The sequence below is a fragment of the Arthrobacter sp. 05L45_2 genome, assembly GCF_056397525.1.
On record NZ_JBFTNO010000077.1, the window covers coordinates 1 to 12,248 of the forward strand.

13 protein-coding genes are annotated in these 12,248 nt (G+C 69.7%); 10 read left to right on the top strand and 3 right to left on the bottom strand.

All coding sequences use genetic code 11. The annotated features are described in order from the left end of the window. Both AC1DHD_RS08095 and AC1DHD_RS08100 read left to right on the top strand, forming a co-directional pair. The coding region (locus tag AC1DHD_RS08095; protein WP_476879212.1) for an integrase core domain-containing protein at positions 1 to 185 on the top strand (185 nt) is incomplete at its 5' end. Further along, the gene (locus AC1DHD_RS08100) at positions 182 to 2,110 is read left to right on the top strand and encodes a glycogen debranching N-terminal domain-containing protein (protein ID WP_476879213.1); all 1,929 of its coding nucleotides are present in this window, start codon (positions 182 to 184) and stop codon (positions 2,108 to 2,110) included. The genes AC1DHD_RS08095 and AC1DHD_RS08100, both read left to right, overlap by 4 nt. Here the strand turns inward: AC1DHD_RS08100 and AC1DHD_RS08105 are convergent. Continuing rightward, on the bottom strand, positions 2,107 to 2,841 hold the full coding sequence (locus AC1DHD_RS08105; protein ID WP_476879214.1) for a phosphatase PAP2 family protein: 735 nt from the start codon (positions 2,839 to 2,841) through the stop codon (positions 2,107 to 2,109). The genes AC1DHD_RS08100 and AC1DHD_RS08105 overlap by 4 nt on opposite strands. A gap of 41 nt (positions 2,842 to 2,882) precedes the next feature. Further along, positions 2,883 to 3,500 (bottom strand): YdeI/OmpD-associated family protein, encoded by a 618-nt coding sequence (locus AC1DHD_RS08110; protein ID WP_476879215.1) that lies wholly within the window; start codon positions 3,498 to 3,500, stop codon positions 2,883 to 2,885. Positions 3,501 to 3,542: 42 nt separating this feature from the next. On the opposite strand from AC1DHD_RS08110, the gene AC1DHD_RS08115 reads away from it, so the two are divergent. The 7 genes from AC1DHD_RS08115 (at position 3,543) to AC1DHD_RS08145 (ending at position 10,175) form a co-directional block, all read left to right on the top strand. Continuing rightward, complete coding sequence (locus tag AC1DHD_RS08115; protein ID WP_476879216.1) at positions 3,543 to 4,358, top strand: VOC family protein; 816 nt, start codon at positions 3,543 to 3,545, stop codon at positions 4,356 to 4,358. 49 nt (positions 4,359 to 4,407) lie between these two features. After that, complete coding sequence (locus tag AC1DHD_RS08120; protein ID WP_476879217.1) at positions 4,408 to 4,947, top strand: NUDIX hydrolase family protein; 540 nt, start codon at positions 4,408 to 4,410, stop codon at positions 4,945 to 4,947. Positions 4,948 to 5,003: 56 nt separating this feature from the next. Beyond that, the gene (locus AC1DHD_RS08125; protein ID WP_476879218.1) at positions 5,004 to 6,083 is read left to right on the top strand and encodes a DUF6707 family protein; all 1,080 of its coding nucleotides are present in this window, start codon (positions 5,004 to 5,006) and stop codon (positions 6,081 to 6,083) included. Between the two features lie 56 nt (positions 6,084 to 6,139). After that, positions 6,140 to 6,865 carry an SRPBCC family protein gene (locus AC1DHD_RS08130; RefSeq protein WP_476879219.1) on the top strand — a complete coding sequence of 242 codons (726 nt, stop codon included), beginning with the start codon at positions 6,140 to 6,142 and terminating at the stop codon, positions 6,863 to 6,865. Between the two features lie 33 nt (positions 6,866 to 6,898). Continuing rightward, on the top strand, positions 6,899 to 8,206 hold the full coding sequence (gene tgt, locus AC1DHD_RS08135) for a tRNA guanosine(34) transglycosylase Tgt (RefSeq protein WP_476879220.1): 1,308 nt from the start codon (positions 6,899 to 6,901) through the stop codon (positions 8,204 to 8,206). 118 nt (positions 8,207 to 8,324) lie between these two features. Beyond that, positions 8,325 to 9,074: a dienelactone hydrolase family protein gene (locus AC1DHD_RS08140; protein WP_476879221.1), complete on the top strand. Its 750-nt coding sequence runs from the start codon at positions 8,325 to 8,327 to the stop codon at positions 9,072 to 9,074. Positions 9,075 to 9,212: 138 nt separating this feature from the next. Then, entirely contained in the window at positions 9,213 to 10,175 is a 963-nt protein-coding gene (locus AC1DHD_RS08145) for a type IV toxin-antitoxin system AbiEi family antitoxin domain-containing protein (protein ID WP_476879222.1), read from the top strand. 45 nt (positions 10,176 to 10,220) lie between these two features. On the opposite strand, the gene AC1DHD_RS08150 is transcribed toward AC1DHD_RS08145, so the two are convergent. Further along, complete coding sequence (locus tag AC1DHD_RS08150; RefSeq protein ID WP_476879223.1) at positions 10,221 to 11,648, bottom strand: MFS transporter; 1,428 nt, start codon at positions 11,646 to 11,648, stop codon at positions 10,221 to 10,223. A 142-nt stretch (positions 11,649 to 11,790) separates the two neighbouring features. Between AC1DHD_RS08150 and AC1DHD_RS08155 the strand changes: the two genes are divergently transcribed. Beyond that, positions 11,791 to 12,248: bifunctional hydroxymethylpyrimidine kinase/phosphomethylpyrimidine kinase (locus AC1DHD_RS08155; protein WP_476879224.1), on the top strand; the 458-nt coding region annotated here is incomplete at its 3' end.

Consider the following 12,248-nt stretch of genomic DNA (forward strand, 5'->3'; position numbering starts at 1 on the left):
CCTACCGGCAGACCTTCACCAGCAGCAACCACCGCCAAGCCGCCCTTGCGCCCTGGCTCAAGCACTACAACACTGAACGCATCCACACCGGCATCGGCACCACACCCATCAACCGAGTGTCACCAACCTTGTGGCCCAGTACACCTAGGTCCGGCGGACGCCCCGGCATAGGCTGGGACGCATGACTGTTCAGCCAGCACTTCACCGTCAGCACTGCGCCGTGGCCGCCCCCACCCAAGTGTGGCTTGATGCCGACGGACGGCTGACCGGGGGCGCACCGGGCTCCGAAGCCGCGGGAGCTGCCACCGGCACGGGACCTGAGACCGGCGCCGGCGAGTGGTTCACCGGGCTGCTGCACGGGGACACCCGGATGCTGTGCCGCGCCGAGGTGACCGTTAACGGATTCGCCCCGGAGCCCGCCACGGTCGAGTCCGCGCCCGGCGGGGTGCTCCGGGTCCGAGGCCTGGTCCGCGGCATCGAAGGTCCCACCGAGGATCCCGCCGTCGAACTCCTGCAGACCTGGACGGTCACCCCCGGAACCGTCCGTGTGGCCCTCCGCCTGAGCACCTCGCTGGAAGCCCTCGACGCCGAGATCAGCGTCCGCCTCGCCGCGGACTTCACCGACATGGCCGCCATCCGGCTGGGCCGCTACCGCGAACCCCTGCAGCCCGCCGCGGCAGACGAATCCACCCTCCGCTGGACCGAGGACGGCAAAACCCTGACGGTGTCCGCGGCCGGCAAGGTGGCCTCCGGCGAACGGCTGGTCTGGCGGGGAACGGCCGGCCGCGGCCGGCCCCTGGAGGCCGAATGGCAAGCAGCCCTGAGCGACACCGAAGACGCCGTAACGGCTGCCCCACCGGCCACCCGCCGGGTCCGCGCGCAGCCGGACGGACCGCTGGGCCGGCTCCTGGACAACGCCCTCGATGAGCTCGACGGGCTCCGCCTCGCGACCCGCAAGGCCCCCGAGGCCCCCTTCCTGGCCGCCGGCGCCCCCTGGTACTTCACCCTTTTCGGCCGGGACTCGCTCTGGGCGGCCCGGCTGCTCCTGCCCTTCGACTCAGCGCTGGCCGCCGGAACCCTGCACGCCCTGGCCGCCCACCAGGGCACCGCCACGGATCCCGCCGCGGCCGAGGAACCGGGCAAGATCCTGCACGAACTGCGCGCCAAGGAACTCATCCTGGAGAGCCAGGCCCTGCGGCTGCCCCCGGTGTACTTCGGCGCCGTCGACTCGACCCCGCTCTGGCTCTGCCTGCTGGGCGAACTGGGCCGGGCGGGCACCGACGACTCCGCGGTCCGTTCCCTGCTGCCCAACGCCGGCCGCGCGGCGCAGTGGCTGCTGGCTGCCGGGGCCGCCGGAAACACGGCCAACGCCGGATTCCTCAGCTATCAGGACACCTCCGGCCACGGCCTGAGCAACCAGGGCTGGAAAGACTCCCGCGACGCCATGCAGTTCCGCGACGGCCGGCAGGCTGACGGTCCCATCGCCCTCTCCGAGGTCCAGGGGTACGCCTACCAGGCGGCAGTGGCCACGGCGGACCTCTTCGATTCCTACGGGGAACCCGGGGCCGCGGAACTGCGCGACTTCGCCGCGGCGCTGAAACAGGACTTCCGCGAGCGCTTCTGGGTGGAGGACGACGCCGGCTGGTTCCCCGCCATGGCCCTGGACGGCCACGGCACTCCGCTGGATATCCCGGGTTCAAACATGGGACACCTGCTGGGCACGGGCATCCTGGATCCCGGCGAGGCGCGGCTGGTCGCGGACCGGCTGTTGAGCCCGGAACTCTTCTCCGGCTACGGCCTGCACACCCTCTCCAGCCGCGCCGCGGGTTTCTGGCCGTTCAGCTACCACTGCGGCTCGGTCTGGAGCCACGACACAGCCATCGCCATCCGGGGCCTGCTCAGCGACGGTTTCACCGCCGAGGCCCGGGTGCTCGCAGAGGGACTGCTGGCGGCAGCGGGGTCGTTCGGCCACCGGCTGCCCGAGCTCTTCGCCGGCGTCACCGCGGCGGAGTCGGGGCACGCCGTCCCGTACCCGGCCTCCTGCCACCCGCAGGCCTGGTCCTCGGCCTCGGCCGTGGTGCTGGCGCAGGCGCTCGGCGTAGCTTTCTAGGCGGCCGGGAGCCCGGACGCGGGGGCCGCCTTCCGGGCGGCCCTCAGGCCGTCCACCAGGACCACGATCCCGGTCACGGCAACCGCGAGCCCCAGCGAGGCGACAACGTCGGTGAGCCAGTGATAGCCCAGATAGAGCCGGCTGAAGGCCACCAGCAGCGTGCCCAGGACCGCCCCCGCGAAGGCCAGGACCGCCGTCGGACGCCGGACCGCCCGCGCTCCGGCGCTGGCGAGCAGCAGGTAGATGAGCACCAGCAGGAACACGCCTGCCCCGAGCGTGTGGCTGGAGGGGAAGGAAAAGGCGTCGTCCGGGCCGGTGAGGAAGCCCGCGGCCGAGGGCCTGCCGCGCGAAATCTGGTGTTTGAGGAAAGTGGAAACGCCCAGCGCGGCGGCCACGGAACCGATCAGCAGCGCCGGCCGCCAGATCTCACGTTTCCAGCCCGCCCAGCCCAGCGCCAGCACCCCCGCAACGGCGCCCAGCCACGGCGGGGCGGTCACGGCACTGACCGCAGCCATAATGACTGTCACGGCCGGTGAGCGGGCCTCGATGAGCGCGTCGTGGACGCCGCCGTCGAGCAGAGCGAGTCCCGAGTCCGTCTGGACGGCGGCCAGCATGAGCCAGAACACTGCCTCCCCGGCCACCAGCAGGCCCGCGGCCGCAAAGAACAGCGCGCGCTGCGAAAGCTGGACGGGCAGGGCTGCACCTGGCTTCCCGGTCTGGGTAATGGGCATTGGATAACTATGCCAGCTTGGGCTGCCGGAATCCCGGACGGTTACTGGGAAGCCGCTGGAGACCCCGGGGACGGACGCTTCTTTTGCGGGTACGGCGTCTCATGCCGTGCCAGCATCTCCACGAACCCGGCGATCTTCCGTTCCCGGGTGGCGGCCTGCTTGACCGAGTTCGTCCGGTAGATCAGCGCGTACCGGTTCACGGATGTCAGGACCTCGAACATCGCCTGCGCCCGGGGGTTAGCCGCGATGGCGGCGGCAAGGTCGTCCGGAACCTCCGCGGTGGCGGCCCCGGAGTACGCTGCCTCCCAGCGGCCGTCGGCCTTGGCGCCCTCGACGGCGGCCCGTCCCGCGGGCGTCATCCGGCCGTCCGCCTCGAGGCGCCCGATGCGCTCCACGTTCCGCGCCGACCACACGCTTTTCGGGCCGCGCCGGGTCATCCGCTGGAACGAGGTCTCCTCGTCCCGGCGCCTGCCCTGGCCGTCGATCCAGCCAAAACACAGCGCCTCCTGCACGGCGGCCTCGTAGTCCAGCTCGGTGACGGAGCCGCCCTTCTTGTGCAGCACCAGCCACACCCCGGGGCTGTCCCCGTGGTGTTGTTCCAACCAGGAGCGCCACTCGGCGGCGTCCTTGACCAGCAGTTCCGTAAGCTCAGCAGCCATGGCACCATTGTGCTCCCAGCCCCAACCCAGCAGGGAGTACCAATGCTGCGTGTCCGCCCCATCCACTTCACCTCCCGCCTCGACCAGTGGGAGCGCCTGCTGACGGACCTGGGCGTGGCCAAGACGGTCGCCGGGCCCACCTGGCGGGAGTTCGACGCCGGCGCGGGGCGGCTCGCGCTGCACGTCGCCGAACCGGGATCGGCGGAGGACGGCACCACGTCGTTCGGCGTCGAGGCCGGGGACCTCGCGGAGTTCGCCCGCCGGACCAACGACGCCGGCGCGGGCACCGCGGGCGGGGGCGGCACCGCCGCGGAGGTCATCGCGGCAGACCACGGCTCAACGTGCCGCGTTACCTCGCCGGACGGATTCAGCTTCCTCGCCGACGCCGCAGCCCGTGCCTCCGACGGCTCCTGGGCCACCGCCGCGGACGCGGATCCGGACCTGGCCGTCGTCGGCGTGTGGTTCGCGGCGGACATCGCGGCGGCGGCCCGGACGCTGCGCGACATCGGCGCCCGCCCCCGCCCGGCAGGCGCGCCGGGGGACGGGGATGGGGCCGGGGACGCCGTGGCGGAGGCGTTTACGGCGAAGAACGGCGGCGTGCTGATGGTCGGTCCTGCGGACGGGAATGTAGCCGGCGGGGCGGCGGCCGTGGCCGGCGGCGCCGGACTGGGTTTCGAATACGCCGGGGACCTGGCCGCACTGCGCGGGCGGCTCGCGGACGCCGGGCAGGACGTTGCCCTCCTGGGCGACGCCGCCGTGCCGCTGCTGCACGTCGGCAGCCCCGATGCGGACACCGGCCGCCCCCACTCCCTGTGGATCGCCGCGGCCCCGGCGGTTGGCCTGCCCCGGACCCGCTGACCCGGGGGCTGACCACGCCCGGGCAACGCGGATGGGGTAGAACTTAACCATGAACGTTCGCACTCCCGACCCCAATCCCGGCTGGCTCTCCGACGACGATCTTTTCGAGGCCCGCGGCCGGCTGCCCATGGTCTACGTTGAGGCCGTGCCGGTCCGGCTGGACCCGCTCGGGTTTGTGAATGAGGTCGGCACCCTGCTGCAGGCCGACGAGGACGGCACCATGGTCCGGTCCCTGGTCTCCGGCCGGGTGCTGTACCGCGAGACCATCCGGGCGGCCCTGCTGCGGCACATGGAAAAGGATCTCGGCCCGCTCGCGTTCCCGCAGCTGCCGATCAGCCCGGTCCCCTTCACGGTGGCCGAATACTTCCCGTCCCCGTCGCACACCGGGTTCACCGACGACCGGCAGCACGCCGTCGCCCTGGCGTACATCATCCCCGTCACGGGTGACTGCTCGCCGCGGCAGGACGCCCTGGAACTGACCTGGATGACGCCGGAAGAGGTCATGAGCTCGGATGTGCAGCTGGAGTTCAGCGGGGGCCGCGGAGCATTGATCCGGCAGGCGTTGGCGTTCGCGGGCGTCGGCCACTAGGAGCCCCGGTCTTTGTAGACTGTTGAGCGGACCGAAAGAGAATTTAAGGACTCCCGATGACCCACCCCACAGCCTCCCTGAACTACAGCGAACGGCAGGCGGGATCTCTGCGGACCGGGGACCTGCTGCTCCTGCCCGACGCCGAGCGCACGGCGGAGATCCTGCGCGTCGACGTCGATAACGACGACTTCGGCACCCCCGCCATCGTGCGGGCCACCCTCACCGGCGGCGGAATGCTGCGGATCGCCGCAGGCTCCGTCGTCTTCGTCCGGGAGGCCGACGCACTGCCTCCGGAGGCCGTCACCGCGGACGGCTCCGCTGCCACTGACGCCGCCTCCGGCGAGGCCGCCGCGGACGCGGCCTCCGGCGAGGCCGCCCCGGCCTTCCCCGCGGACAGCGACGGGCCGGAACTGCAACTGGTCCCGGCGCACGCGGAGGACGCCAGCACGACGGCGGCTCCCGCCGTCGTCGTCCCTCCCCCGCCGGCGGCCCCGCCCGCCGCCAGCGGACCCAGCGACGCGGACCTGGCCCTGATCCCCCTCACCGACGGGACGCCGGAGTCTGTGGTGGAGGCCGCCGCCGAGGCGCACCAGGATGCGCTGGGTGTGCTGCTCCTGAGCGACCGGCTGACCAAGGGCATCAACACCAAGTCCGGCAGCTGCCTCAAGGACCTCAGCGACCTGGCCCACGAACTGTTTGTGGTGCTCAAGGACGCCGACAACGCCCTGGCCGTCGCAGACCTGCTCAACGTGCTGCCGTTCGACGGAAACCCCGGCCGCTGGTCGTCGGTGGAGGCCTCACTCGCCCTGTCCAGCTACATCTGCCGGCAGCAGGGTCAGGACGAACGGGCGGCGGTGTACGAAAAGTTCCTGCGGGCACCGGATGCAACGGAAACGGATCCCTTCAAGGCCCGCATCAACGCCAAGGTGCGCCAGCGCTCACTCAACGAGCCGAACCTGTACGACGAGGAAATTTTCCGCGCCATCGACAACTCCAACACCGACGCGGAACGGGAATGGCGCCTCCTGCGGCTGGAGGCGCTCCTTTTCCTGCGCGCCCACGGCGGCTCACAGACCATCGGCGGCCCCGAACTCGAGCGCCGGATCGGCAACGAACTGGAGTCCGTGCGGGCCTGAGCTGCGGCGCCGGTTTAGCCCTACCCCGGCACGGCCGGGAGCGGTAGATTCACCCCATGACTAACAATCTCAGCGTGGTGAYCAACTCCGACGCGCCGCAGGTCTGGACGATGCTGCGCGAACCCGCCAAGGTGGCCCAGTGGCACGGCTGGGAGGCCGACGACCAGGCCGCCGAGGTCAACGCGATCTATTTCGGCCCGAACGTGGTGGAGGGCGCGGACCACACCTCGCTGGTGGTCGACGGCGGCGATGTGTTCACCCTCAAACCCGTCGCCGCCGGTACGGAAGTCAGTGTGACGCGGGCTGCGATCGACCACAACTCCGAGTGGGCGGCCTGGGATGAGGACATCACCCAGGGCTGGCTGACGTTCCTCCACCAGCTCCGGTTCGCCCTGGAACACCACCCGCACGGCAGCCGCCGGACGTTTTTCTTCTCGGTGCCCGGCACCGGGGGCTCGGCGATCGACAAGCTCGGCCTGGCCGAGGTACCGGCCCCGGGTGAACCGTATTCGCTGACCCTCGCCACGGGGGAAGAGATCTCCGGGAAGGTCTGGTTCCGGAGCAACCACCAGGTGGGCCTGACCGTTCAGAGCTACGCCGAGCACGGGGACGGCCTGGTGATTGTGGCGGACCAGCCGTCCATCCCGGGGGTCCGGCCCGACGGCGGCTCCCTGGCCATCGTCTCGACCTACGATCTGGGCGGCCACCAGCGCGACGCCATCCGCAACCACTGGGACACCTGGCGGGCTGAGAACTACCCCACATCGGACCCGCTGCACTGAGGCAACGGCTGCGTTAGCTGGCACACTTGAACGGTGCCAGCGAATCCTGAAGCCGTCCCATCGTCCCCGCAGCCAGCCCGGCAGTCCGAGTTCTCCTTCCGCGTGGGCAAACGCCTGGCCGACACGTGCGCGCCGTCGGCCGCGCAGGTGGCGGAGAACGGCGGGGAGTTCCTCGGCCGCACCGGCACCATCGCCACCCCGCACGGGGAGATCCAGACCCCTGCCTTCATCGCCGTCGGCACCAAGGCGACAGTGAAGTCGGTGCTGCCCGAGTCGGTCGCGGAACTTGGGGCTCAGGCCGTGCTGGCCAACGCCTACCACCTGTACCTGCAGCCCGGTGCCGACGTGCTGGACGAAGCCGGCGGCCTCGGCGCGTTTATGAACTGGCGCGGGCCCACGTTCACCGATTCGGGCGGCTTCCAGGTGATGAGCCTGGGCTCCGGGTTCAAGAAGGTCATCGACATGAAGACTGTGCCGGTCGCGGAGACCGCCGTCCCCGACGACGCCGTCGCCCCCGGCAAAGAGCGCCTCGCCCACGTGGACGAGGAAGGCGTGTGGTTCAAAAGCCACCTCAACGGCGACCGGCACCGCTTCAGCCCCGAGATCTCCATGAACGTCCAGCACCAGCTCGGCGCCGACATCATGTTCGCCTTCGATGAGCTGACCACCCTGCAGAACTCSCGCGGCTACCAGGAAGAGTCCCTGGAACGGACCCGCCGCTGGGCCGAGCGCTGCATCACCGAGCACTTCCGGCTCACGTCTTCCCGGGCCGGGAAGCCGTACCAGGCGCTCTTCGGCGTCATCCAGGGCGCCCAGTACGAGGACCTGCGCCGCAAGGCCTGCCGGGATCTTGGCGCGATGAACTTCGACGGTTTCGGGATCGGCGGGGCGCTGGAGAAGGAGAACCTCGGCACCATCGTGCGCTGGTGCAACGAGGAACTGCCGGAGGATAAGCCGCGGCACCTCCTGGGCATCTCCGAGCCGGACGACATCTTCACCGCGATCGAGAACGGCGCGGACACCTTTGACTGCGTCTCCCCCACCAGGGTGGCCCGCAACTCGGCGTTCTACCACCCCACGGGCCGCTACAACCTGTCCGGCGCCAAGTACAAGCGCGACTTCGGCCCGCTGCAGGACGGCTGCGACTGCTACGCCTGCACGAATTACTCCCGCGCCTACATCCACCACCTGTTCAAGGCCAAGGAGATGGTCTCCGCCACGCTGATCTCGATCCACAACGAGCGCTTCGTAGTGAAGATGGTGGACGACGCGCGCCTGGCGATCGAGAACGGCACGTTCTTCGAATTCAAGGCCGAAACCCTGGGCCGGTACTACTCCTAGCCCGGCCCCCGCGCGCCCGTGCGCCCGTGCGCCAGTTCGACGGTTCCCTGCCCGCTCGACGCCTCTGAACATCGAGTGCGCACGGAACCGTCGAAGCGGCGTCGGATAGGCTGGCCGGATGCTCATTGAGATCCCTGCCGCCGCCGGTACCGCCGAAGCCCTGATCGCCCGCCCCACCACCGGTGAGGGCCCGTTCCCCGGCGTCATCCTGTACATGGACGCCTTCGGCCTGCGCCCGCGCATCCAGGACATGGCCCAGCGCATCGCGGACTGGGGCTACGTGGTCCTGGCCCCGAATGTCTTTTACCGTGAAGGCACAGCAGCCAGCCTCGCCCTGGCAACGGACATGACGACGACGGCGGGCCGCGAGGAGGCGGGCGCGGCAGCCTTCCCGCGGGTGGGGCGGCTCACCTCTGACAAGGCCGTCCCGGACATCGACGCCTGGCTCGGCGCACTGCGCGGGCTCGACGGCGTCGCGCCCGGCCCCATCGGCGTCACCGGCTACTGCATGGGCGCCCGGCTTGCCGTGCGCACCGCCACCGCCCACCCGGACGAGGTCGCGGCCTGCGGCGGATTCCACGGCGGCGGCCTTGCAACTGACGCACCGGACAGCCCGCACCTGGGACTCGGCAACGCCCGTGCACGGTTCGTCTTTGGGCACGCTGACCACGACCAGAGCATGGCGCCCGACGCGGTGGCCCGGCTGGGCGAGGCCCTGGACGCCGCCGGCCTGACCGCCAGCAACGAGGTCTACGCAGGCGCACCGCACGGCTACTCCATGGCGGACACGTCCGCGTTCCACCCGGAGGCCACCGAACGGCACTTCCGCGAGCTCCGGGACCTCCTCGACGGCACTCTCCAGGCCTGACGCCCCCGCCGTTTCGACGGTTCCCTGCGCACACGGCGCCTTGCCGCGTCGAACGGGCACGGAACCGTCGAACCGGCGTTGTCCACATACCTGAACCGGCTCCTGGGCGCGCGTTGGCTGGTGGTCGAGGCTGGTCCCATGCCTCGACCACTCCCCGCCTCCGCTGACCTGTGGCGCACCGACCAACTCCTGGCCGCCGGGCTCACCTCCCGCGCCATTGCCGAGCTGGTGCGGGGCGCGGCTCTGGTCAGGCTCCGCCGCGGCTGTTACGCCCGCGGCGACTGGTGGCGGCAACTGAGCGCACCCGACCGCCGTCGTCAGCTCATCACCGCGCATGCGCTGGGAACGCTGACGACGTCGGCGGGCGGCTTCGCCTACAGCCACGCCTCGGGGGCCAGCCTGCACCGCCTCCAGTTGTGGAAAGTCGATAACCGGGTACACCTGACCCAGGAGACGTGCCCGTCAGGGATCTCGCACGGCCGGGAAGTGGTGGCCCACACCCGCCGCCTGGGCAGCCGGGAGGTGTGCTTTGTGGACGGGCTGCCCTGCACGTCCCTGGAGCGCACCGTGGTGGACTGCTGCCTGACGTTCACCGTTCCGCAGGCCGTCGTCCTGATGGATCACGCGGTCCGGATGGGCGCGGATGTGGCCTACCTCCGGGACAGTTGCACAGGCCTGGCCGGCCGCAACGGCGTCGTCGCGCTGAGGCGTGCGCTGGAGTTGGTGGACCCACTGTCCGAATCTGCCGGCGAGAGCCTTACCAGGGAGCTCCTGTACCGGCTGAAGATCGCGCCGCCGCGACTGCAGTACGTCRTCCGGACACCACTCGGCGAGCACCGGCTGGACTTTGCCTGGCCCGAGCGCCGGGTCGCGCTCGAGTTCGACGGCAAGGCCAAATACTTCGACTACAACCCCACCGGCGACGTCCTGTTCGCCGAGCGGCGGCGCGAAAAGGTCCTGATGGAACAGGGCTGGACGTTCCTCCGCATCGAGTGGAAGGACCTGTTCAACGAGGTGGAGTTCAAGTACCGGGTGCTGCGGGCATTGAACGACGGCGCTGCGGCCAACCGGCCGCCATTTCGACGGTTCCGTGCCGGCTAGACGCTACGGGGCGTCGAGTCGGCAGGGAACCGGCGAAACGGCGGATTACCGCCGAGGGGTGTCCAGCACGCCGTCGTCGTCCCGCTCCGGCGAGGCCGAGGGAGAGGCGGCAACGCCGGCGCCCACGGCCACAGGCTGGTCCCACGCGTGGCCCTGCTCGTGGTCCAGGTGCGTGGACTTCTTGTTCTTCAGCGCGAAGATGTAGACCAGCAGCGAGATGGCGATGGCCACTGTGACGTAGGTGAAGAACAACTCCTCCTGCCCGGCCTTCTGCAGTGCGGCGCCGATCAGCGGCACCGTCCCGCCGAAGAGCGAGTTGGCGATCGCGTAGCCCAGCCCGACGCCGAGAGCACGGATGGAGGCCGGAAACAGCTCGGCCTTCACCAGGGCGTTGATCGAGGTGTATCCGCCGACAATCAGCAGGCCGCCCATCATCAGCAGGAACGCCGTGAACGGATCCTTGGTGCCGGCCAGGGTGGAGAGCAGCGGCCAGGTGAAGAGCACGCCGGTGATGCCGAACCACAGCAGGAGCGGCTTGCGGCCCACCTTGTCCGAGATGATGCCGTAGACCGGCTGGAGCAGCATAAAGATGAACAGCGCCCAGAAGTTGATCACGGAGGTGTCGGTCTTGGCGATGCCCGAGGTGTCGTTCATGAACTTCAGGATGAAGTTTGTGTAGGTGTAGAACGCCACGGTGCCGCCGAGGGTGATGCCGATGCAGATCAGCAGCGGCTTCCAGTAACTGGTGAACAGCAGTTTCATGGTGCCGGGCTGGGCCTGGCCCGCGACGGCCGGGGCCTTGGCGGCCTCGATCTGCTCGGCGGAGACGGTTTCCTCCATGGAGCGCCGCAGCCACAGGACCACCAGGGCAGCAACGCCGCCGATCGCGAACGGGATGCGCCAGCCCCAATCGGTCAGCTCGGCCTTGGGCATCACGTTCTGCAGGATGACCAGGACCAACAGCGCGAGCATCTGGCCGCCGATCAGGGTGACGTACTGGAAGCTCGAGAAGAACCCTCGGCGCTTGGTGGTGGCGGCTTCGGACATGTAGGTGGCGCTGGTGCCGTACTCGCCGCCGACGGAGAAGCCCTGGATCACGCGGATCAGGACCAGCAGAATCATGGCCCAGAGGCCGATCTGCTGCTGGGTGGGCAGTACCGCGATGGCGAACGAACCGGCGGACATCATCGTCACGCTCAGGGTCAACGCGGCTTTGCGTCCCTTCCGGTCGGCGTAACGGCCGAAGAACCAGGCGCCGATGGGGCGCATCAGGAACGACGTCGAGAACACAGCCATGGCCTCGAGGCCGGCCTGCAGGTCGTCCTTGGAATTGAAGAAGTGCGACTGGAAGTAGGCCGCGAACACTGTGTAGACGTAGAGGTCGTACCACTCCACGAGGTTGCCGGCCGAGCCTTTGAGGATGTTGCCGACGGCTTTTCTGGTCTGTGCTGCTTCGGACAGTTGGGTGCTCATCAATGAACCTTCCTGGATCCGGCGCCGCATGTGAGCAACACCGTCCGCCACCTTAGTTGCCGTGATCCGGAACACTTTGCTTTTGGTCATATTGGTCACACGCACAGTGCGGCGGGATTTCCGGCAGTGGCAGGATAGGCCCATGACTTCTTACGCCGTGGACAACGTGACCTCCGACGCCAGCGCCTACCCCGCCGTCGCCCTGACAATTGCCGGCTCCGAGGCCACCGGTGGCGCCGGTGCGCAAGCGGACCTGAAGACCTTCCAGGAACTCGGCGTCTTCGGCATCGTGAACCTGACCTGCATCGTCTCCTTCGACCCGAAGGACAACTGGAACCACCGCTTCGTTCCCGTGGACCAGCAGGTGATTGCCGACCAGTTGGAGGCGACGACGGCGGCCTACGGTCCCGCGTCCGGCGCACCGTCCGCTCTGAGCACCGTGAAGATCGGCATGCTGGGCAGCCCGGCGACGATCTCCACGGTGGCGGCCGCCCTGTCCGACTCCGCGCTTACGAACGTGGTGCTGGACCCGGTGCTGATCTGCAAGGGCCAGGAGCCCGGCCACGCCCTGGACACCGACCAGGCCCTGAAGGCCCAGAT

What these genes read in the sequence shown, in the direction of transcription:
- AC1DHD_RS08100 (WP_476879213.1), top strand. Translation starts at nt 182, where the DNA reads ATGACTGTTCAGCCAGCACTTCACCGTCAGCACTGCGCCGTGGCCGCC.
- AC1DHD_RS08105 (WP_476879214.1), bottom strand. Translation starts at nt 2,841, where the DNA reads ATGCCCATTACCCAGACCGGGAAGCCAGGTGCAGCCCTGCCCGTCCAG.
- AC1DHD_RS08110 (WP_476879215.1), bottom strand. Translation starts at nt 3,500, where the DNA reads ATGGCTGCTGAGCTTACGGAACTGCTGGTCAAGGACGCCGCCGAGTGG.
- AC1DHD_RS08115 (WP_476879216.1), top strand. Translation starts at nt 3,543, where the DNA reads ATGCTGCGTGTCCGCCCCATCCACTTCACCTCCCGCCTCGACCAGTGG.
- AC1DHD_RS08120 (WP_476879217.1), top strand. Translation starts at nt 4,408, where the DNA reads ATGAACGTTCGCACTCCCGACCCCAATCCCGGCTGGCTCTCCGACGAC.
- AC1DHD_RS08125 (WP_476879218.1), top strand. Translation starts at nt 5,004, where the DNA reads ATGACCCACCCCACAGCCTCCCTGAACTACAGCGAACGGCAGGCGGGA.
- AC1DHD_RS08140 (WP_476879221.1), top strand. Translation starts at nt 8,325, where the DNA reads ATGCTCATTGAGATCCCTGCCGCCGCCGGTACCGCCGAAGCCCTGATC.
- AC1DHD_RS08150 (WP_476879223.1), bottom strand. Translation starts at nt 11,648, where the DNA reads ATGAGCACCCAACTGTCCGAAGCAGCACAGACCAGAAAAGCCGTCGGC.